The organism is Frondihabitans sp. PhB161, assembly GCF_003814635.1.
Lineage (GTDB): Bacteria > Actinomycetota > Actinomycetes > Actinomycetales > Microbacteriaceae > Frondihabitans.
In genome coordinates, this window is sequence record NZ_RKQW01000004.1 from 204,261 (window position 1) to 224,735 (window position 20,475).

Sequence of the window (20,475 nt, forward strand, 5' to 3'; positions counted from 1 at the left end):
TGCCTCCCGCGTCGATTCCCGTCATGCTACCGAGCGGGGAAGAATGCCGGGGGACGCCGCGTTGGCCCTCCCAGAAACACGGCCGTAACACGGATAGACTCGGCAATCCGATAACCGATGATGGAGGGCACACCCTTGGGTAGAACGCTCGCAGAAAAAGTATGGGACGACCACGTGGTCGTCGAAGGCACCGACGGTGCTCCCGACCTTCTCTACATCGACCTCCATCTCGTTCACGAGGTCACGAGTCCCCAGGCGTTCGACGGCCTCCGCCAGGCCGATCGACCCGTGCGCCGGCTCGATCTCACCATCGCGACCGAAGACCACAACACGCCGACCCTCGCTATCGATCGGCCGATCGCCGACCTGACGAGCCGCACCCAGATCCAGACGCTCCGCAACAACGCCGAGGAGTTCGGCGTGCGCCTGCACTCGCTCGGCGATGCCGAGCAGGGCATCGTGCACGTCGTCGGGCCGCAGCTCGGCCTGACGATGCCGGGTATCACCGTCGTCTGCGGAGACTCGCACACCTCGACCCACGGTGCCTTCGGAGCGATGGCGTTCGGAATCGGCACGAGCGAGGTCGAGCACGTCCTCGCCACTCAGACGCTGCCGCTCAAGCCGTTCAAGACGATGGCCATCACGGTCGAGGGCACGCTCCGCCCCGGCGTCACCGCGAAAGACATCATCCTCGCGGTGATCGCCAAGATCGGCACTGGCGGTGGCCAGGGCTACGTGCTCGAGTACCGCGGCAGCGCAATCCGCGCCCTCTCGATGGAGGGCCGCATGACGATCTGCAACATGTCGATCGAAGCGGGTGCCCGCGCCGGAATGGTCGCTCCCGACCAGACCACCTACGACTACCTCGAGGGTCGCGCACACGCCCCCGAGGGCGACGACTGGACGGCCGCGGTCGAGTACTGGAACACGCTCGTAACCGACGACGACGCCGTCTTCGACGCCGAGGTGTTCCTCGACGCCGACACCCTCGAGCCGTTCGTGACCTGGGGCACCAACCCGGGCCAGGGCGTGTCGCTGAGCGAGGCCGTGCCGGATCCTGCCGTCATCGACGACCCGAACGAGAAGGCGGCCGCGTCGCGCGCCCTCGAGTACATGGCCCTCGAGGCCGGCACGCCGATGAAAGAGATCGCTGTCGATGCCGTGTTCATGGGCTCGTGCACCAACAGCCGCATCGAAGACCTGCGTGCCTTCGCCTCGATCGTCCGCGGTCAGAAGAAGGCCGAGGGGGTGCGCGTCATGGTCGTTCCAGGCTCGGCGCGCGTGCGCATCGAGGCCGAGGCGGAGGGTCTCGACAAGGTCTTCACCGACTTCGGCGCCGAGTGGCGCTTCGCCGGCTGCTCAATGTGTCTCGGCATGAACCCCGACCAGCTCGCACCGGGGGAGCGCTGCGCCTCGACCTCCAACCGCAATTTCGAGGGTCGTCAGGGCAAGGGCGGGCGCACCCACCTGGTGTCGCCGCTCGTCGCCGCGGCCACCGCGATCCGCGGAACACTCTCGAGCCCGTGGGATCTCTCGATCGGACAGACGACGGGTTCCGCCGCCGGCGAGCTGCAAGGAGCCAACTGATGCACAAGACCACCATCGTGTCGGGCCGGCCCGCGCCTCTCAAGCGTTCCAACGTCGACACCGACCAGATCATCCCGGCCGTGTTCCTCAAGCGGGTCACGAAGACCGGGTTCGAGGACGCCCTCTTCCACGGGTGGCGGCAAGACCCCGAATTCGTGCTCAACAAGCCCGAGTTCCAGGGTGCGAAGGTGCTTGTGGCCGGCCCCGACTTCGGCACCGGCTCGAGCCGTGAGCACGCCGTCTGGGCGCTCCGCGACTTCGGCTTCGAGGTCGTTCTGAGCCCTCGCTTCGGTGATATCTTCCGCGGCAACTCGGGCAAGCAGGGGCTTCTCGCCGCTGTCGTCGCCGAGCCCGACATCGAGAAGATCTGGGCGCTCATCGACGAGTCGGTTGCTGCCACCGGGTCGGCACCCGAGATCACGGTCGACCTGCCCGAGCAGACGGTCGTCGTGCGAACCGCCACGGGCCCCGGCCTCACGGTTTCCTTCGAAGTCGATGCTTACACTAAGTGGCGACTCCTCGAAGGGCTCGACGACATCGCCCTGACGCTTCGCGACGAGGCGGCCATCACAGAATTCGAATCACGCCGCGCAACCTGGCGGCCCAAGACATTGCCGGTGAAGTAGTGAACTCCCTTGTGCAGGATGCAGCAGCAGCAGGAGCCCGAGTGGGTTTGAAGTCCGACGAGATCGTCATCCGCGGCGGCAAGCCGCTGATCGGACGCATCGAGGTGCGCGGGGCCAAGAACCTCGCGACGAAGGCCATGGTGGCCTCGCTGCTCGGCGACACCCCGAGCATCCTCCGCGATGTGCCCGACATCAGCGACGTCAACGTCGTCCGCGGCCTCCTGTCGATCCACGGCGTTCGCATCACCGACCCCGCTCGAGGCGAGATGATCCTCGACCCCTCGAACGTCGAGACCGCGCACTTCGCCGAGATCGACGCCCATGCAGGCTCGAGCCGAATCCCGATCCTGTTCTGCGGCCCGCTCCTGCACCGCCTGGGCGAGGCCTTCATCCCCGACCTCGGCGGCTGCCGCATCGGCGACCGACCGATCGACTTCCACATGGACGCCCTCCGGGCCTTCGGTGCCGTCGTCGACAAGTCGTACAACGGCATCCACCTCACGGCACCCAACGGCCTCAAGGGCGCCGACATCGAGCTGCCCTACCCGAGCGTCGGGGCCACCGAGCAGGTGCTGCTCACCGCGGTTCTCGCCGAGGGCGTCACCGAGTTGCGCAACGCCGCGATCGAGCCCGAGATCATGGACCTCATCGCGATCCTCCAGAAGATGGGCGCGATCGTCAACGTCGAGCCGAACCGGGTGATCTTCATCGAGGGCGTCAAGTCGCTCCGCGGCTACACGCACCGGGCCATCAACGACCGCAACGAGGCCGCCTCCTGGGCCGCTGCCGCGCTGGCGACCAAGGGCGACATCTTCGTCGAGGGTGCCAAGCAGCAAGACCTCATGACGTTCCTCAACGTCTTCCGCAAGGTCGGCGGCGAGTTCGACGTGCACGAAGACGGAATCCGCTTCTACCACCCGGGCGGAGAGCTCAAGCCCGTCGTCATCGAGACCGACGTGCACCCCGGCTTCATGACCGACTGGCAGCAGCCGCTCGTCGTGGCGCTGACTCAGGCGCACGGCGTCTCGATCGTGCACGAGACCGTCTACGAGAACCGCTTCCAGTTCACCGAGGCGCTCAACGACATGGGCGCGAAGATCGTCGTGCACAAAGACGGCCTGAAAGACGTGGAGCGCCGTGTCGCACGCCGCGACTTTGAGCAGGCGGCAGTGATCACCGGTCCGACCCCTCTTCATGGCGCCGACATCCGCGTGCCCGACCTGCGTGGCGGCTTCAGTCACCTCATCGCCGCTCTGACGGCGGAGGGTGAGTCGAAGATCACCAACGTCGGCATCATCGCGCGCGGATACGAGCACTTCGTGGCGAAGCTGCGCAAGCTCGGTGCCGATTTCGATTTCGCAGGATAGCTAGGCGTCGCGCCGCATGGTGGACACGCTCTCCGGAGAAGGTCTCGTCGATCCCGACGCCCCGCTCCCGCCCTCGTCGGCGCGCCGCCGAAAACGGCGCCGCGAACCCAACGCGGTCTTCGCGGTCGCCGGTCGCGTCGCGTACCTGCCGTTGCTCGCACTGTCGAGCTACGAGGTGCGCGGCGCCGAGAAGTTGCCCGAGACCGGGGCATTCGTGCTCGCCCCGAACCACTACAGCAACTTCGATCCGCTGGCCAACGCGTTCGTGCTGTGGCGGCTCGGCCGCATCCCGCGGTTCCTCGCCAAGGCATCGCTCTTCAAGGCACCCGTGCTCGGCTGGATCCTCAAGCACACCGCGCAGATTCCCGTTGTCCGATCGGGCCATCACCGCGGCGCCGACCCGGTGGCAGCGGGCGTGGCCACTCTCGCCACCGGAGCCGGCGTGATCGTCTACCCCGAGGGATCCTTGACTCGCGAACCCGACCTCTGGCCGATGCGGGGTAAGGCCGGGGCGGTGCGCTTGGCCCTCGAGGCCGGCGTGCCCCTGATCCCGGCGGCATCCTGGGGGATCCAGGAGATCCTTCCGGCGAGCACGAACCGCTTCAGCGTCTTCCCGCGTAAACGCCTCGTCTTCGCTTTCGGCGACCCGGTCGATCTCTCGGCCTACCGTGGCAGGCACGTCGACGGCCACGAGGTCGCCGAGGCGACCGAGCTCGTGATGCGACGAATCGAGTCGCTGCTGGCAGAGATCCGGGGCGGAACGCCGCCGTCCGTCCGCTACGACCCCGCGCACCACAACCAGAGTGAGATCGGACGTTTTGAACGCGACAGCTAGGGATTCATCGGGTCCGCAGGCCGGGCTCGACCGTCTCAACCGGGGATCGGTGACGACTGAGGCGATCTCGATCGTCCAGGCGGCCTCGCTCGAGCGTCGCGTCGCCGTGCTCGGTGCCGGCAGCTGGGGCACCACGTTCGCGAAGGTGCTCGCCGAGGGAGGCGCCGAGGTGCAGCTCTGGGCCCGACGCCCCGAGCTCGCCCGCGAGATCACCGAGACGCACCGCAACAGCGACTACCTACCCGGCATCAACCTGCCCATCACCCTCACCGCGTCGCCGAAGATCCCCAGCGTGCTCGATCGGGCCGAGCAGATCTATGTCTCGGTGCCGAGCCAGACGTTGCGGCAGAACCTCGCCGAGATCCGCGACCTCATTCCCGAGGGGGTGCCCGTCGTCAGCCTGATGAAAGGCGTGGAGAAGGGCACCGGGCTCCGTATGAGCGAGGTCATCATCGAGGCCCTCGGTATCGATCCGTCGCTCGTCGCGGTCGCATCCGGGCCCAACCTTGCTCTCGAGATCGCCAAGCGTCAGCCGACGGCTGCCGTCGTGTCGTCCGAGAGCCTCGAGACCGCGACCCTCGTGGCCGCGACGGCGACCAATCCCTACTTCCGCTCGTTCGTCAACACCGACGTCATCGGAACCGAGTTCGGCGGCGTTCTCAAGAACCTCATCGCGGTTGCCATCGGCATCGTCGACGGCGTCGGCTACGGCGAGAACACCAAGGCGTCGATCATCACGCGTGGTCTGGCCGAGATGACGAGCTTCGCCGTCTCGTTCGGGGCGAAGCCCGAGACACTGGCGGGCCTGGCGGGGCTCGGCGACCTCATCGCGACCTGCCAGTCGCCGCTGTCGCGCAACAACACGGCCGGTCGTCTGCTCGGCCAGGGCTATCGGTTCGACGACGTGGTGCGGCAGATGAACCAGACGGCCGAGGGTCTCGCGTCGGTCGCCCCCATCCTCGACCTCGCCCGCTCGCGCGGCGTCGACATGCCCATCGTGCAGCAGGTCAGCGAGGTGCTCGCAGGTACTCTGGATCCGCGCAACATCGCGCCGCATCTCACCGAGACCGACGAGCCCCAGGGCGAGTGAAGCTCGGGGCCGCTCGGCCCCGACTCTCCGCCTGGGCAGGCTTCGAGGCCCCGCACCCCCGTCGAAAGGCGCCCGTGACCATCGCATCCTCGCTCTCCTCCACTCCGGCGGCAACCTCGCCGCGGCTGCGCGTCGTCCTGCTTTTCGGTGGCCGTTCGAGTGAGCACTCGATCAGCTGCGCCACAGCGGGCGGCGTGCTCGCGGCGCTCGATCGCGAGAAATACGAGGTGATCCCGGTCGGCATCACTCGCGACGGTGCCTACACGCTCCAGCCGGACGACGCGGCGCAGTTCACCCTCGACGCCGAGCGTCTGCCGTCGGTCGACGAGAACGGCACGCGCGTGCGTTGGCCCGACTCCGCCGCGACCCGCGAGCTCACCGTCGTCCACGACGACGGCCGGGTGGAGTCGCTCGGCGACATCGACGTCGTCTTCCCGATTCTGCACGGACCCTTCGGCGAAGACGGATCGGTGCAGGGCATGCTCGAGCTGGTCGGTCTGCCGTACGTGGGGGCCGGGATCCTGGGTTCCGCCGTCGGCATGGACAAGCACTTCTCCAAGACGGTGCTGCAGCAGGCGGGCATCGACGTCGCCCCCTGGGTCACGGTTCGCGCTCGAGAATGGGCCGATCACCGCGCGGTGGTCGAGGAGCACGTCGAAGAGCTCGGCTGGCCCGTGTTCGTGAAGCCCGCGCGGGCGGGGTCGAGCGTCGGCGTCTCGAAGGCGTCGTCTCTCGCCGATCTCGACACGGCGATGCAGATCGCCCTTGCCGAAGACAACAAGGTGCTGATCGAGGCGGCCGTGGTGGGTCGCGAGCTCGAGATCGCCGTGCTCGGCGGTCGTGACGGTGCGGCACCGCGCACCTCGGTCGCGGGCGAGATCGTTCTCGCGGGCGACAGCTTCTACGACTTCGACGCGAAATACCTCGGAGCGCCCGGCGCCGATCTCGTCTGCCCGGCCGTCATTACCGACGCCGAGCTCGCCAAGTTCCAGACGCTCGCGGCCGCGGCCTTCGACGCCATCGGGGGAGCGGGGCTCGCCCGGGTCGACGTCTTCCTCACCGAGACCGGTTTCGTGGTCAACGAGCTGAACACGATGCCCGGCTTCACGCCGATTTCGATGTTCCCGGCGTGCTGGTTGGCGTCGGGGCTCAGCTACACGGCGCTGCTCGACGAGCTCATCGCGCTCGGGCTCGAGACCGAGCGCTAGGCCTCACGACACCGCTTTTCGGAGTCGGCACCAGCTACAGGCGGTGTCGTCGCCGAAAGGTGGTGCCTTTACCAAACGGCAGGCAGGCAGGCTACGGCGCAGGCACGTCCGACGCCGACTGGCACTTGCGCGTTTGCGGCAGCGTGCCGACTGCGGTCGACAGGTCGAACAGGACGTTCGTGTTCGATGGCACGAGGGTCGTGTCGACGACCACCTGCACGCCGGGCTCGCGGCCGTAGGTCGTGTAGACGGCGATGGTGCCGCCCTTGCCCTTGCGATCGACGAGCCAATCAACCCCGTCGATCGGGTAACACGTCAGGTCGGACACCGCGGGGGTCGAGACACCGCAGGTCAGCAGTACGCCGGCGGGCGACCCCCACGCGCCCGTCGCCTGGGCATTGGTGTCGCGAAGGGACTGCCCCTCGAGCGTCGTCGGGAGCCGGACCGTCACGTCGGCGCAGCTGACCGTGTTCGCGGAGGGAGCGGGGCTCAGGGGCACCGTGGTGCAGCCGGCCAGCAGTGGCAGGCTGACCGCGGCGACGGCGAGGGCGGCGAGACGGCCGCGCGACAGGAGTGACATGGCGCCTCACGTTACCGTGAGTCCATGAGCGCTTCAGGATCCGAGACAGTCCGCTCCGTAGGCGAGACCGAAGCGCTGCGTCGTTTTCTGCCGCATCTCCCGGCGGGTGACGCGACCCTTCTCGGCCCGGGAGACGACGCCGCGGTGGTCTCCGCGCCCGACTCCCGCTTCGTCGTCACGACCGACCTGATGGTGCACGGGCCCGACTTCCGTCTGGCCTGGTCGACGCCGCACGACCTCGGCTGGAAGGCCGCCGCCTCGAACCTCACCGACGTGGCGGCGATGGGCGCCCGGGCGACGGCCCTCGTCGTCGCGTTGGCCGTGCCGGGGGAGACCCCGGTCGACTTCCTGGTCGAGTTCGCCGACGGCCTGCGCGACGGGTTGGCCGCGATGGCGCCCGGCTGCGGCGTCGTGGGCGGCGACATGTCCGTCTCGAGCACGATGACGATCGCGGTGACGGCGTTCGGTGATCTGGAGGGCCGCGAGCCGGTGCGTCGGAGCGGAGCGCAGCCCGGAGACGTCGTTGCGGTGTCGGGTGTGCTCGGGCGATCCGGGCGGGGGCTCGACCGCCTGTTCGCCGAGGGGATCGACGAGGTCGGGGATCCTTCGGTTCGTCGGGGCCTTGAACTTCGCCACGACCCGGACGTCCTGTGGCATCTCGCGCCGACCCCGCCCGTGGCCGACGGAGTGCTGGCTGCGCTCGGGGGCGCGACGAGCATGCTCGACCTCTCGGATGGCCTGGCGCTCGACGCGGGGCGGATCGCTCGGGCTTCCGGTGTCGTGCTCGATCTGGCGGCGGAAGCGCTCGGGGGCGACCCTCTCGAGGCGCTCCGGGGCGGTGAGGATCACTCCCTGCTGGCGACGTTCCCCCGGGGAGCGGTGCTGCCCGGCGGGTTCCGTGCAATCGGACGGGTACTGCCCGCGGTGGGTGGACCCCGCGTGACTCTCGACGGCGAGGGGCTCGCCGATGCCACCGGCTGGGACCCGTACCTCCGGTGGTCCGGCGCCGCTGGCTAGCGGCGACGCCTGGTTCTGCAGCGCCGGCTACTGCAGGCGAGCCGACCAGAGCACGGTGTCGCCGTACGATTTCGACGACTCGAGGGCGAGACCATCGGGCCAGCCGGGTTCACCGCTGCGGGCGCGCCTCTCGACCACCACGAGGGCGTCTTCGTCGAGGGCCGGAACGAGTGCTTCGAGGTCGAGGCGCAGGTCGTCGTCGCTCAGCTCGTACGGCGGGTCGATGAGCACCAGGTCGAGCGAGCGAGCCGGCGCGTGGTGCAGGTACGAGCGCACGGCCTGAGCCGACACGGCGACCGTCGGTACAGAGCCCCGAGGAGCCCGCGCGACGACAAGCGCCGCGTTCGCGCGGCAGACCCGAGCGGCCTGCTGCCCCTTCTCGACCAGGGTGACGTGCGACGCTCCGCGCGAGGCCGCCTCGAGCCCGAGCGCGCCGGTGCCCGCGTAGAGGTCGGCGACCCGAAGGCCGTTCACCTCGTCGCGCGCCTCGAGCGCCGAGAAGAGGGCCTCGCGCACCCGGTCGCTGGTCGGCCGGGTGCCCGTTTTCGGCACGCCGAGGGTCGTGGAGCCGGCGAATCCGGCGATGATACGAGTCACGCGTCCATCCTGTCAGCAGACGACACGAGGATCCGACTGCCCCTGTCGGTCGTGCCGGGTACCGTTGGCGTGTGGTCACCCCCGTCACCTCGTCCTCGGCTTCGAGCGCCGATGCTCCGGCATCCGTCGGCGCGCCGTCTGCCCGCGGCACGAAACCCAGCACTGCGACGGGCGCCGCCCGGCGCCCCGACCCGTCGCCGCTCGACGAGACGCTGACGAACGCACTCGGGGGTCGCACGGCGGGGGCGCTCAAGCGGGCGTTCGGCCACGAGACCGTCGGCGATCTGCTCGCCCACTACCCCCGCCGCTACGCGCGGCGCGGTGAGCTGACCGCGCTCAGCGAACTCGCCATCGGCGAGAGCGTCACCATCGTCGCCGAGGTGCTCGACGTACGAGAGCGTACGATGCGCGCGCGGCGCGGCTCGATTCTCGAGGTGCGGATCAGCGACGGGCAGGGCATCCTCACCCTCACCTTCTTCAACCAGGCGTGGCGGGCCAAAGACCTCGTCACGGGCGTCCGCGGCATCTTCGCCGGCAAGGTCGGCGACTACCGGGGCAACCGGCAGCTCGCGCACCCCGACTACGAGCTCTTCGAATCGGGCGACGACCGGGCGGCCGAGGCCGGCGACGCCGAGGCGCAGCGGTGGGCGAAGCAGCCCATTCCGATCTATCCGGCCAGCGCCTCGGTCGCCTCGTGGCAGGTCGCCAAGTCGGTGGAGGTCGCACTCGACACGCTGCCTCCGCTGCCCGACTCGGTCCCCGAGGGCGTCCGGGGCGAGCTGCAGCTCATGCCCCTCCGCGAGGCATACGAAAAGGTGCATCGGCCGGAGCGCGACCGCGATTGGAAGGCCGCCCGCGAGACGCTGAAGTTCGACGAGGCGTTCGTGCTGCAGAGCGCCCTCCTCCAGCAGCGTGCCGAAGTGCGGCAGTCGCCCGCGACGTCGCGCACGCCCAAGGCTGGGGGGCTCCTCGATGTCTTCGACCGGGCGCTGCCCTTCGACCTTACCGGAGACCAGTCGCTGGTCGGTTCCGAGATCGCGCGCGACCTCGAGGCCGACGTGCCGATGAACCGCCTCGTGCAGGGCGAGGTCGGCTCGGGCAAGACCCTGGTGGCTCTGCGAGCGATGCTGGCGGTCGCCGAGAGCGGCGGTCAGTCGGCGTTGCTCGCTCCGACCGAGGTGCTCGCCTCCCAGCACCTCCGCTCGATCGTCCAGACGCTCGGCCCCGATCTCGCTGCCCGTCTTCGGCCCGTTCTGCTCACCGGGCAGATGCCGGTGGCCCAGCGCCGCAAGGCGATGCTCGCCATCGTGAGCGGCCAGGCGCACATCGTGGTGGGCACGCACGCGCTCATCAGCGACGGCGTCGAGTTCTACGATCTCGGGTTGGTCGTGGTCGACGAGCAGCACCGTTTCGGCGTCGAGCAGCGCGAGGCGCTGCGCCAGAAAGGCGCGGCCGGCACGTCGAGGCAGTCGCCGCACGTGCTGGTCCTCACCGCAACGCCGATACCGCGCACCGTCGCCATGACGGTGTTCGGCGACCTCGACGTCTCGACCATCGCCGAGTTGCCGAAAGGCCGACAGCCGATTGACACGTTCGTGGTGCCGCTCGTCGATCGTCCAGGCTGGATCTCGCGGGTCTGGGAGCGGAGCGCCGAAGAGATCGCCCGGGGTCGTCAGGTCTTCGTGGTGTGCCCGGCCATCGATCGCGCGACCCCCGAGGCAGGAGACCCCGCCGACGAGTCGCCGACCGACCCCGATGGCCTCGACGGTGGCCGACCGGGAGAGCACGCCGGTGTCGACGACACCGCCGCCCCGCCCACGGCCCCGCGCCCGCCGATCGCCAGCGTCGAAGAGGTCCTCGCCGCGCTCCGGGTCGCGCCCGCCCTCCAGGGGCGTCGCATCGAGCCGTTGCACGGGCGGATGTCGTCGGCCGAGAAAGACGAGACGATGCAGCGCTTCGCCCGGGGCGAGATCGACGTGCTGGTCGCGACCACCGTGATCGAGGTCGGCGTCGATGTGCCCAACGCCTCCACGATGGTCGTGCTCGACGCCGAGCGCTTCGGCGTCTCGCAGCTCCACCAGCTGCGCGGCCGAGTGGGGCGAGGCGGGTACGCCGGCCTCTGCCTGCTCGTGACCCACTCCGAAGAGGGCTCCCTCGCCCGCCAGCGGGTCGAGGCGGTCGCGTCCACCGCCGACGGCTTCGAACTGGCGCAGATCGACCTCGACCTGCGCCGCGAGGGCGATGTGCTCGGCAGCGTGCAGTCGGGCGGGCGCTCGTCGCTGCGCCTTCTGCGCGTAGCCCATGACGGCGACGTGATCACTCTCGCGCGCGAGCATGCCGCCGAGGTGATCGAGTCGGATCCTTCGCTCGCAGACCACCCGGCGCTTGCCGCCGCTCTCGCTCGCCGACTCGACGATGCCTCCCGCACCGCGATGTCGAAGAACTGATGCCTCGCGCACCGCGCTGTCGAAGAACTGATGCCTCGCGCGGCGCGCTCCCGGCCAATTTGGCTAGGGTGAGCGAATGAGCACGATCGCCGTCGTCCCCGGGTCGTTCGACCCGGTCACCCTCGGGCACCTCGACGTCATCGTCCGCGCCGCCGGCCTCTTCGACGAGGTGCACGTCCTGGTCGTGCACAACCCGGAGAAGACCGCGTTCATCCCCGTCGAGCAGCGGGTCGACTTCATTGCGGACGCCGTTGCCGAGGCGGGTGTCGATCTGCCTTCGCCACTCGAGAACGTCGTCGTCATGAGCTGGAGCGAGGGCCTCCTCGTCGACTACTGCACCCGTGTCGGCGCGAAGGTGCTCGTCAAGGGCATCCGGTCGCAGGTTGACGTGGCCTACGAGACCCCCATGGCGATCATGAACCGCAGCCTGGCGGGCGTCGAGACCGTGTTCATGTTGCCCGATCCGGCGCACGCGCTCGTTTCGAGCTCGCTCGTTCGCCAGGTCGCTGGGCTCGGGGGCGACGTCTCGCCCTACGTTCCCGCCGACGTGACCGCCTACCTCCAGTCGAGAAGCGACTCGGCTGCGAATACTGGAGCACGATGACGACCACGACCCAGACGACCGCCGCCGACTCGACTCTGATGGAGCTCGGCGAGGTCCAGCACCACGCCCGCACGATCCTGGACGCGATCGGCACGGTGATCGACGGCAAGGCGGGAGCGATCTCGACGGCGCTCACGGTCTTGCTCGCCGAAGGGCACCTGCTCATCGAAGACGTGCCGGGTGTCGGCAAGACGCAGTTGGCGAGGGCGTTGGCGAAAGCCGTCGACGCGTCGGTGAGCCGAATCCAGTTCACCCCCGATCTGCTTCCGAGCGACATCACCGGCGTCTCGATCTTCGACCGCCAATCGAACGACTTCGAGTTCAAGCCGGGCCCGGTGTTCGCGAACATCGTGATCGGCGACGAGATCAACCGTGCTTCGCCGAAGACCCAGTCGGCCCTGCTCGAAAGCCTCGAAGAGCGCCAGGTGACGGTCGACGGCATCTCGCACCCGCTGCCGACCCCGTTCCTCGTCGTCGCGACGCAGAACCCGGTCGAGATGGAAGGCACCTACTCGCTGCCCGAAGCGCAGCGCGACCGGTTCATGGCACGGATCTCGCTCGGTTACCCGGACGCCGAGAGCGAGCTGCGGATGCTCCGCCAGCGCGAGACCGGCAGCCCGCTCGACGCCCTGACGCCCCTGGTGTCGCTCGAGCAGCTCCGCCGCATGATCGCTGCCGTCCGAGCGGTGTACGTCGCCCGCGTCGTGGAGCGCTACGCCGTCGACATCGTGCAGGCGACCCGTGTCCACCCCGACCTGCGTCTCGGCGCCAGCCCCCGCGCCACCCTGCAGCTCATGCGAGCGGCCAAGTCGTGGGCGGCCCTGAACGGGCGCGGTTTCGTGATCCCCGACGACGTCGACGCGCTCAGCGGTCCCGTGCTCGGGCATCGTCTGATCCTGGCCGGTCGGTCGGGTGCGGGCGCCGTCTCGGCGGCTTACGACATCGTCGAGTCGATCGTGCGGGCGACGCCCGTGCCCCTCGACGAACCCGCCTCCTGACCGTGCGCCGCCCGACCGTCCCCGCGCGCCTGGTCGCGGTTGCGGGATCCTGGCCCCTCCCGACCCGTCGCGGCACGCTCGCGATCGTCGCGGGTCTCGTCGTGGCCGTCGTCGGCTACGTGCTGGCCGCCATGCCGCTGGTCTTCGCGGGCGTCGTGCTCCTTGCCCTCGTCGTCGCGTCCGTCGTGTCGGTCGCCGTGTCGGCGCCACGCGTGGTGGTCACCCGGCACTTCACCCCCGATCGTGCTGTCGCGGGCTGGTCGGTCGTCGAGACGATCACGCTCACGGCGCCTTCGGCTTCAGGATCCGTAGCGGTCCGCGTGCGAGAAACCGTGCCCTGGCGCATCATGGCGCCCTTCGAAGCCGTCGCCATGGTCATCGAGCCGGGCGGTCTTGCCCGCGTGGTCTTCGAGCACGTCGATCTGCCCCGCGGGAGGCACCGCGTCGGTCCGACGCTGGTCGACGTCATCGAGACGTTCGGCCTGGCTCGGCGCCGTCTCGCCGTGCCGGGGCGAGACGAGTTGCTGGTGTTTCCGGAGGTCGTGGGTGTGGGCGGCGGGCGCGAATCCCGTTCGCTCGGCGAGGGTGCTCGACAGCGTCGCGACCACAGTCTCGCCGGGGGCCAGGACGACCCGATCACCCGGGAGTACCGGCGCGGCGATCCGATGCGGCGTGTGCACTGGCGCGCGACTGCGCGGCAGGGTGAGCTCATGGTGCGGCAGGAGGAGCAGCACGGACTCCCGAGCGTCCGCGTGATCCTTCCGGTCGGTCGGTTGCACTGGCGCGACTGGCATCCCGCGCTCGGCTCGGGCGTTCCGGTCAGCGACGGCTTCGAGTGGGCGGTTTCGCTGACGGCCTCGATCGCCGTCGAATTCGGTCTCGCCGGATCTCAGACGCGCGTGGTGTCGCTCGACGGCGCGACTATCGCCCTGCACGACCCGTCGACCACGCCGATGTTCCTCGAACTCCTCTCCGACGTGGTGTTGGACGACGAGATCGACGAACCGAGCCCCGAGGCGGCTCCGCGCGAGCCCGTCGTGGCCGTCGTCTCGAGCCTCACCGCCGCCGAGCTCGACCGACTGGGTCACGCACGGGGGCCGGGTGTCGCGGGGGTGGCAATCGTGGTGCACCTCGATGCCGACCTGCTGACCCCCGACGACCGAGAGCGCGATTCGCCACGAGATGTCGCGAAGGCCCTGGCCGAGAGTGGCTGGCGCGTGATCGAGACCGCGTCCAATGCCGACCGCGAACCCATTCTCCAGACGCCGGGGGTGCTCCGTGGTTGATCTGCGATCGCCGCTTCAGAGTCGAGAGGCTCCGACCAGCGGCACGTCGAAAGTCGACTCCACCGACCGTTTCGCGCCGGGTCACGCCCGCTGGCTCCTCTCGGCCGTCCTCTGGCTGACGCTCGTCTTCGCGCTCGCCAGTCTCCACCCGCTCTTCCAGGGCGCCGTGTGGTGGTTCGTTCCCGCGCTGGTGTCGGCCGCGGTTCTCGCGGCGTCGGCCGCGGCCCGTGCAGCTCACTGGCCGTCTGCGGTCGCGTCGCTCGCCGGCCTCGTCGTCGGGGGCCTCGCCACGACGCTGGTCGTCTCGGGCGGAACGGCGATCCTCGGTGTCATCCCGACGGCCGAGACTCTCGAGCGCGTCCGCGTCCTCGCCGCTCAGGCGCAAGACTCGATCGTCTCCGATCAGGCGCCCATCGCTGTCAGCGACGCGATGCTCGGCGTCGTGGTCGTCGCCGTGGCGGCTGCCGCGGTGGTGCTCGACGTCGTCGCACGGGTGTGCAAGATGCCGGCGCTCACCGGCGTGCTCTTCGCCGTGGTCATCGTGGTTCCCTCGCTCATTCCCGATGTAGCGCCGAGCTGGGCGTGGGTGGTGGCCACCGTCGTCGGCTACCTGGCGCTGCTCATCGTGTCGAGCGGCCGTCGACCGTCCCGCGCGGGCGTCGTCTCGGGGCTCGCCGCCGTCGTCGTGGCGGGCGTGGTGACGAGCCTGCTGCCGACATCGCTCATCGCACCGATCACCGGCGTCGGGTCGGGCACCGGCATCTCGACCGGGGTCAACCCGGTCATCAACCTCGGTGACGACCTGCGTCGCGGCGATCCGATCACGGTCCTCAGCTATCGCAGCTCGGCTCCTGAGGGCGACTACTTGAAGCTCGTTGATCTCGTCGACTTCTCGGGCACCCGCTGGAGTCCGGCCTCCACCCAGCTCGACCGCCGCAACTCGGTCGACGATCTGCCCGCCGCCCCCGGCATCTCCACCTCGACGCGCCGAGACACCGTCACGACTGACGTTTCGGTGAATCTCCTCCGAAGCCCCTACCTGCCCCTGCCTGTGCCGGCGACGAAGATCACCGGCATCAGCGACGCCTGGAAGTACGTCGACGACTCCGGCGTCACGGTACGAAGCACCAGCGAAGGATCCCAGGGGCTCGATTACCGGGTCACCTCGCGTCCGGTCGATCCCACTCGTGAGCAGATCGTCAGTGCGCTTGCACAGCCCTCCGACGACCTCTCCGCCTATCTCGACGTCGATGGCGTTCCCGCCTCCATCACACGGCTGGCATCGAGAGTGACGGCCGACTCGGCCAATCCGTTCGACACCGCCGTCGCGCTCCAGAACTACTTCCGCAACGGCGAGTTCAGCTACTCCGAAGACACGCCCGTCCGCGAGGGATACGACGGAAGCGGTCTCGACATGGTCGAGACGTTCCTCCAGCGCAAGAGCGGCTACTGCGTCCACTTCGCCTCGGCGATGGCCGTCATGGCTCGCACTCTCGACATCCCCTCGCGCATCGCCGTGGGGTTCCTGCCCGGCACGAGGGTCGGCTCGGGGGAGGAGTGGACGGTGTCGAGCAACGACCTCCACACCTGGCCCGAGCTGTACTTCCAGGGCCTCGGCTGGGTGCCGTTCGAGCCCACGGTCGGCATGGGAACGACGTCGAGCTATCTGCAAGAGACAGGCGCCGAGGCGACACCCAGCGCCGGGGCCACCGATCCGGCGAGCCCGTCGGCATCCGCGACGCCGACCGCCTCGGCCCCGTCGGCCGCGACACCGACGTCGACCGCGTCGGATCCTTCGTCGACCGCGGGAGCATCCGCGAGCAGCGGTGCCGGCGGCATCGGTGGAACGCCGCTTGCCGTCGGGGGAGTGGCTGCCCTCGTCGTCGTCCTGGCGCTGCCCTGGTGGCTGCGGATGGGCCGCCGACGACGCCGACTCGGTCAGGGTCCGCCCGACGCGGCTCTTTCGGCCTGGCGCGAGGTGATTGACACGGCCCGAGACCTGGGCATCAGCGTCGACCAGGCGGCGACACCGCAGCAGACCGCGACAGTTCTGCTCGCGAGTGTGGGCGCCCAGAGCTCCGCCGCGGCCGCGCTCGACACGCTGACCGCGGCCCTCTCGCGAGAGCGCTTCGGCGGAGTTCCGGCCGGCGAAGAGGCATCGAGGTCGGCGCGCGAGATCCTGTCCGCGCTGCGCTCGGGATCGTCGGGCTTCGAGAGGGCCCGTGCTTCGGTCGTTCCCAGGAGTCTCTTCGTGCAGGCTCACCCGCGCACGGCGGAAGGCGCGTAGACTCGTCTCTCGTGCCTCATTTCACCCCGACTCCGTACAGCGTCTCCGTGTACGACCTGATGCGCCGCCCAGGCGAGATGCGCGAGAACGAACTCGATGTCGTTGTCCCGTCGAAGCTCGGTGAGGGTGTCATCGCAATTCCCGAGGGCGCACAGCTCACGGTCAATGCCCGTGTCGAGGGTCTGCACGAGGGTATCCTGGTGTCGGCGCACGTCTCCGGTGAGGCCGTCGGCGAATGCAGCCGCTGCCTGAAACCCATCTCCGAGAGTGTCGAAGTCGATTTCGCCGAGCTTTTCGCGTACTCTGACGACGAAGCTTTTGACTACACGGTTCAAGACGATCACGTGGATCTTGAACCCGTGGTCAGAGATGCAGTGGTTTTATCACTGCCCTTCCAACCGGTTTGCCGGCCAGACTGCCCTGGTCTCGACCCCGAAACGGGCGAGCGCATCGAAGATCTGGACGACTACCAGCCCCGTGAAGTGATCGACCCCCGCTGGTCGGCTCTGTCCGAGCTCGTCGGTGATACGACGAGGCCGGCAGACTCGCAAAACGAGGCACCTTCACGCTCCACCGACTCCAAGCCAACCGATTGACGTCTGCCACCTGGCAGACACGGCCGTAGATTTCCTCCGGCTCCCAATCCTTACGAAATAGAGAAGAGACAGTCATGGCCGTTCCCAAGAGGAAGCAGTCGCGCGCTAACACGCACGCACGCCGTTCGCAGTGGAAGGCCACGCCCGCCACTCTCGTCAAGACCATCGAAGGCGGCAAGACCGTCTACAGCCTTCCGCACCGCGCCAAGGTCGTCGAAGACTCCGCCGGCACCGCTCTGTACATGGAGTACAAGGGCCGCAAGGTCGCCGATATCTGAATCTCGCTGCTTTCGCAGTAAGATCACTACATGAGCCAGCCCGTGTCAGAACCCGTTTCTGACCGGGCTGATCTCGTTAAGCTCCTCGACGTCGCGATTACCCCCGACCTGCTCGAGCTCGCATTGACCCACCGCTCGTTCGCGTACGAGAACGGCGGCATCGGCAACAACGAGCGCCTCGAGTTCCTCGGCGATTCGATTCTCGGCCAGGCCGTGACGGTCATGCTGTTCCGCGAGAACCCCGATCTCGACGAGGGCGACCTCGCTAAGCGGCGTGCCAGCCTCGTCTCGACCGTCGCGCTGGCGGAGGTCGCCAAGCACATCGGTCTCGGGCAGTACCTCCGACTCGGGCGCGGCGAAGAGCTGACCGGCGGGCGGGCCAAGCAGTCGATCCTCGCCGACACCGTCGAGGCGATCATCGGCGCGACCTATCTCGATGCCGGTCCGGTCGCCGCGACCGGTCTGGTGATGCGACTCATCGCGCCCCTCCTGGCCGACCCCGAGCGCTTCGGTGCCGCGATGGACCCGAAGACGAGCCTGCAAGAGCTGGCTTCGGCGCAGGGGCGGAGCAATCCCAACTACGTGATCACCGATTCGGGTCCCGATCACGACAAGCGCTTTCACGCCGTCGTCCGCCTCGGCACCGACGAGATCGCCTCCGGCGTCGGCAGCAGCAAGAAGATGGCCGAGATGGCTGCGGCCCTCGAAGCGTGGACGACCCTCAGCACGCCCCCGTCCGCGCCCGACCAGATCTAGGTGCCCGAGCTCCCCGAGGTCGAGGTCGTTCGCGCCGGTCTCCACCCCGCCGTCACCGGCGCCGTGATCGAGCGTGTCGAGGTGCTCGAGCCGCGCAGCCTCCGTCGTCACGACGGCCCCGTCGACGACTTCGTCGACCGCCTGGGCGAGGCGACGATTCTCTCCGCGGTCCGTCGGGGCAAGTTCCTCTGGTTCCCGTTTGCAGCGGCCGATGGCGACACGTCGCACGCGCTCGTCGCTCATCTCGGCATGAGCGGCCAGGTGCTCCTGCGCGAACGCCACGCCGACGACGACCGCCTCCTTCGCATCCGCCTCGACCTCGCCCATCCCACGCACGGCGACATCCGCCTGGCCTTCGTCGACCAGCGGATCTTCGGCTCGATGGCCCTCGACACCCTCGAGCCCACTCCTGACGGCGAGCCGGCGGGGTATTCGGGTTCGCGGCTGCTGGGCCACGACGCCGAGCAGGGCGACGAGCCCCAGGATCCTGCGCCCTGGCTTTCATCGATACCGCACCAGGTGGCGCACATCGCCCGCGATCCGCTCGACCCGGCGTTCGATGAGCACGCCTTCTTCACGCGGATGGCGTCGCGCGGCTCCGGCGTGAAGCGTGCCCTGCTCGACCAGGGGCTCGTGTCGGGCATCGGCAACATCTACGCCGACGAATCGCTGTGGGCGGCGAAGATCCACTTCGATCAGCCGTGCTCGTCGCTCACCCGGAGTCGGGTGAAGCTGCTCCTCGTCGAGATACGTGCCGTGCTCTACAAGGCCCTGGCCGAGGGCGGCACCAGCTTCGACGCGCAATACGTCAACGTGAACGGGCAGTCCGGCTACTTCGCCCACAGCCTCAACGCCTACGGGCAGCAGGGCAAGCCGTGCCCGCGGTGCGGAACCCCGATCAAGCGGGTGTCGTTCATGAACCGCGGGAGCCACTTCTGCCCGCGGTGTCAGCGGTTGCGCTGAGCCCTGCCGTCCCGCCGCCTCGCGGCCTTCCTCCGCGGCGTTCACACCCGCACGATCGGCCTAAACCCGCCCGATCGGCCTAGGCCCCCTGGCTAGGCGTGCTGTTTAGGCCGGCTGTGAGGGTCTGTGCCGGTGTAGCGGATCTGTCGTTGCGGCTCAGCCCGGACCAGGCCAGGACGTACCGCGTCTCCACAGGTTGTGCTTTGTCCCCACCGCGCACGAGTCCAGTCGCGCCATCGACCGAGTCCGCAACGCTAGTACGATGACACGTCCTCTTCCACTCGTCGTCCGCGCCGCCGACCTCGAGGCCGCTGACATCGGATCGCGCGACCTTCGTCGGGCGTCCGAGCGTGGGCTCATGACGCGGGTCGTTCCTGGTTCGTATATCCGCACGTCCACATGGGTCACGCTTTCGGCACGAGATCGATACATCACGCGAGTGCATGCGGTTGCCTCAAGGCTGACGGGCCCCATCGCGATTTCACATTGGTCTGCCGCGGCGATCTGGGGCCTACCCATTCCGGACACGTGGCCGCGCGCCGTTCAGATCACCGATCCGCGGAGGCAGTCGAGTACGACACGATCGAGCTTGCATCGTCGGCCTGGCACCGTGACTCACGGCGATGTGATCGCGTGGGAGGGGTCGTGGATCACGACGGCGTCCCGCACCGCAGCCGACATCGCTCTTACCTCGCCCTTTGACGAAGCCGTCGTGGTGTTCGATCAAGGGCTGCGACTGGAGTTGTTCACGAAGGATCAGGTCGCGACCCATCTGTCGCGGCGGCCCAATGCGAGGAGATCTCGAAGCGCTCTTGCAGCTCTGGAGTTCGCGACGGCGGCGGCGCAATGGCCCGGTGAGAGCTTCAGCCGAGTGGGCATGGCTACCCGAGGAATCGCGACGCCGGTCTTGCAGAAGCCCTATTTCGATGCGCGCGGCAAAATCTGCGACGCCGATTTCTCCTGGGAGCAGGCTCGCCGAATCGGAGAATTCGACGGACAGTGGAAGTACATAGACCCGCGATTCATGCTCGGACGGACGGCGGCGGAGGTGATCCGCGATGAGAAACGTCGGCATGCTCGCCTCGAGGCTCATCCCGACATCGATGTCGTGGTGCGCTGGGACTACGCGGTGGCCCGAGACCCCGACGAGCTCGCGAGGCGTCTGCTCGCCGCCGGTGTTCCTCGCGCGGATCGACATGCGCCGCGCAGACCCGCTTAGCCGGCGCAGACCCGCTTAGCTGGCGCAGACCCGCCTGGACGGCCTGGACACTCCGGCTAGGCGTGCTGCGTACGCCGCCTGTGCGGGTGCAAGCCGACTGAGCGGGTCGAGAGAAGCGTGATCGGCCAACTCCG

At 68.8% G+C, this 20,475-nt stretch carries 19 protein-coding genes; 17 read left to right on the plus strand and 2 right to left on the minus strand.

Annotation, left to right across the window (positions count from 1 at the left end; all coding sequences use genetic code 11):
• Positions 1-120 precede the first annotated feature (120 nt).
• From leuC to EDF39_RS15710, 6 genes are all read left to right on the plus strand, one after another.
• Positions 121-1,587, plus strand: a complete 1,467-nt coding sequence (leuC, locus tag EDF39_RS15685) for a 3-isopropylmalate dehydratase large subunit (RefSeq protein ID WP_199726229.1) — start codon at positions 121-123, stop codon at positions 1,585-1,587.
• Positions 1,587-2,213 (plus strand): 3-isopropylmalate dehydratase small subunit, encoded by a 627-nt coding sequence (gene leuD / locus EDF39_RS15690; protein WP_055958886.1) that lies wholly within the window; start codon positions 1,587-1,589, stop codon positions 2,211-2,213. The genes leuC and leuD overlap by 1 nt, the downstream gene beginning before the upstream one ends.
• Positions 2,213-3,580, plus strand: a complete 1,368-nt coding sequence (gene murA / locus EDF39_RS15695) for a UDP-N-acetylglucosamine 1-carboxyvinyltransferase (RefSeq protein ID WP_055958884.1) — start codon at positions 2,213-2,215, stop codon at positions 3,578-3,580. Before leuD ends, murA begins: the two co-directional genes overlap by 1 nt.
• Positions 3,581-3,596: 16 nt before the next feature.
• Complete coding sequence (locus EDF39_RS15700; protein ID WP_123944593.1) at positions 3,597-4,415, plus strand: 1-acyl-sn-glycerol-3-phosphate acyltransferase; 819 nt, start codon at positions 3,597-3,599, stop codon at positions 4,413-4,415.
• Positions 4,416-4,464: 49 nt separating this feature from the next.
• Positions 4,465-5,505, plus strand: coding sequence for an NAD(P)H-dependent glycerol-3-phosphate dehydrogenase (locus tag EDF39_RS15705; RefSeq protein WP_233573166.1), 1,041 nt, complete (start codon positions 4,465-4,467; stop codon positions 5,503-5,505).
• A 74-nt stretch (positions 5,506-5,579) separates the two neighbouring features.
• Positions 5,580-6,713 (plus strand): D-alanine--D-alanine ligase family protein, encoded by a 1,134-nt coding sequence (locus EDF39_RS15710; RefSeq protein ID WP_233573167.1) that lies wholly within the window; start codon positions 5,580-5,582, stop codon positions 6,711-6,713.
• A gap of 91 nt (positions 6,714-6,804) precedes the next feature.
• Here EDF39_RS15710 and EDF39_RS15715 read toward each other — a convergent pair whose 3' ends face one another.
• Entirely contained in the window at positions 6,805-7,293 is a 489-nt protein-coding gene (locus tag EDF39_RS15715; RefSeq protein WP_123944595.1) for a DUF3515 family protein, read from the minus strand.
• A 24-nt stretch (positions 7,294-7,317) separates the two neighbouring features.
• Between EDF39_RS15715 and thiL the strand changes: the two genes are divergently transcribed.
• Positions 7,318-8,310 carry a thiamine-phosphate kinase gene (gene thiL, locus EDF39_RS15720; RefSeq protein WP_123944597.1) on the plus strand — a complete coding sequence of 331 codons (993 nt, stop codon included), beginning with the start codon at positions 7,318-7,320 and terminating at the stop codon, positions 8,308-8,310.
• Positions 8,311-8,337: 27 nt separating this feature from the next.
• On the opposite strand, the gene EDF39_RS15725 is transcribed toward thiL, so the two are convergent.
• Entirely contained in the window at positions 8,338-8,907 is a 570-nt protein-coding gene (locus EDF39_RS15725; protein ID WP_123944599.1) for an RsmD family RNA methyltransferase, read from the minus strand.
• A 212-nt stretch (positions 8,908-9,119) separates the two neighbouring features.
• Between EDF39_RS15725 and EDF39_RS15730 the strand changes: the two genes are divergently transcribed.
• From EDF39_RS15730 to EDF39_RS15775, 10 genes are all read left to right on the plus strand, one after another.
• On the plus strand, positions 9,120-11,354 hold the full coding sequence (locus EDF39_RS15730; RefSeq protein ID WP_123944891.1) for an ATP-dependent DNA helicase RecG: 2,235 nt from the start codon (positions 9,120-9,122) through the stop codon (positions 11,352-11,354).
• Positions 11,355-11,430: 76 nt separating this feature from the next.
• On the plus strand, positions 11,431-11,958 hold the full coding sequence (gene coaD, locus EDF39_RS15735) for a pantetheine-phosphate adenylyltransferase (RefSeq protein WP_123944601.1): 528 nt from the start codon (positions 11,431-11,433) through the stop codon (positions 11,956-11,958).
• A gap of 38 nt (positions 11,959-11,996) precedes the next feature.
• Positions 11,997-12,956, plus strand: coding sequence for a MoxR family ATPase (locus EDF39_RS15740; protein WP_084816130.1), 960 nt, complete (start codon positions 11,997-11,999; stop codon positions 12,954-12,956).
• A 2-nt stretch (positions 12,957-12,958) separates the two neighbouring features.
• Positions 12,959-14,242, plus strand: coding sequence for a DUF58 domain-containing protein (locus tag EDF39_RS15745; protein ID WP_123944603.1), 1,284 nt, complete (start codon positions 12,959-12,961; stop codon positions 14,240-14,242).
• Positions 14,235-16,529, plus strand: coding sequence for a DUF3488 and transglutaminase-like domain-containing protein (locus EDF39_RS15750; protein WP_123944605.1), 2,295 nt, complete (start codon positions 14,235-14,237; stop codon positions 16,527-16,529). The genes EDF39_RS15745 and EDF39_RS15750 overlap by 8 nt, the downstream gene beginning before the upstream one ends.
• An 11-nt stretch (positions 16,530-16,540) precedes the next feature.
• Entirely contained in the window at positions 16,541-17,125 is a 585-nt protein-coding gene (locus EDF39_RS15755) for a DUF177 domain-containing protein (RefSeq protein WP_233573168.1), read from the plus strand.
• 74 nt (positions 17,126-17,199) lie between these two features.
• A complete protein-coding gene (rpmF, locus tag EDF39_RS15760) occupies positions 17,200-17,403 on the plus strand; it encodes a 50S ribosomal protein L32 (protein ID WP_055958861.1) in 204 nt (67 codons plus the stop codon).
• A 30-nt stretch (positions 17,404-17,433) separates the two neighbouring features.
• Complete coding sequence (rnc, locus tag EDF39_RS15765; RefSeq protein WP_055958858.1) at positions 17,434-18,159, plus strand: ribonuclease III; 726 nt, start codon at positions 17,434-17,436, stop codon at positions 18,157-18,159.
• On the plus strand, positions 18,160-19,122 hold the full coding sequence (gene mutM, locus EDF39_RS15770; RefSeq protein WP_123944607.1) for a bifunctional DNA-formamidopyrimidine glycosylase/DNA-(apurinic or apyrimidinic site) lyase: 963 nt from the start codon (positions 18,160-18,162) through the stop codon (positions 19,120-19,122).
• Between the two features lie 610 nt (positions 19,123-19,732).
• A complete protein-coding gene (locus EDF39_RS15775; protein WP_123944609.1) occupies positions 19,733-20,341 on the plus strand; it encodes a hypothetical protein in 609 nt (202 codons plus the stop codon).
• Positions 20,342-20,475: the final 134 nt, after the last annotated feature.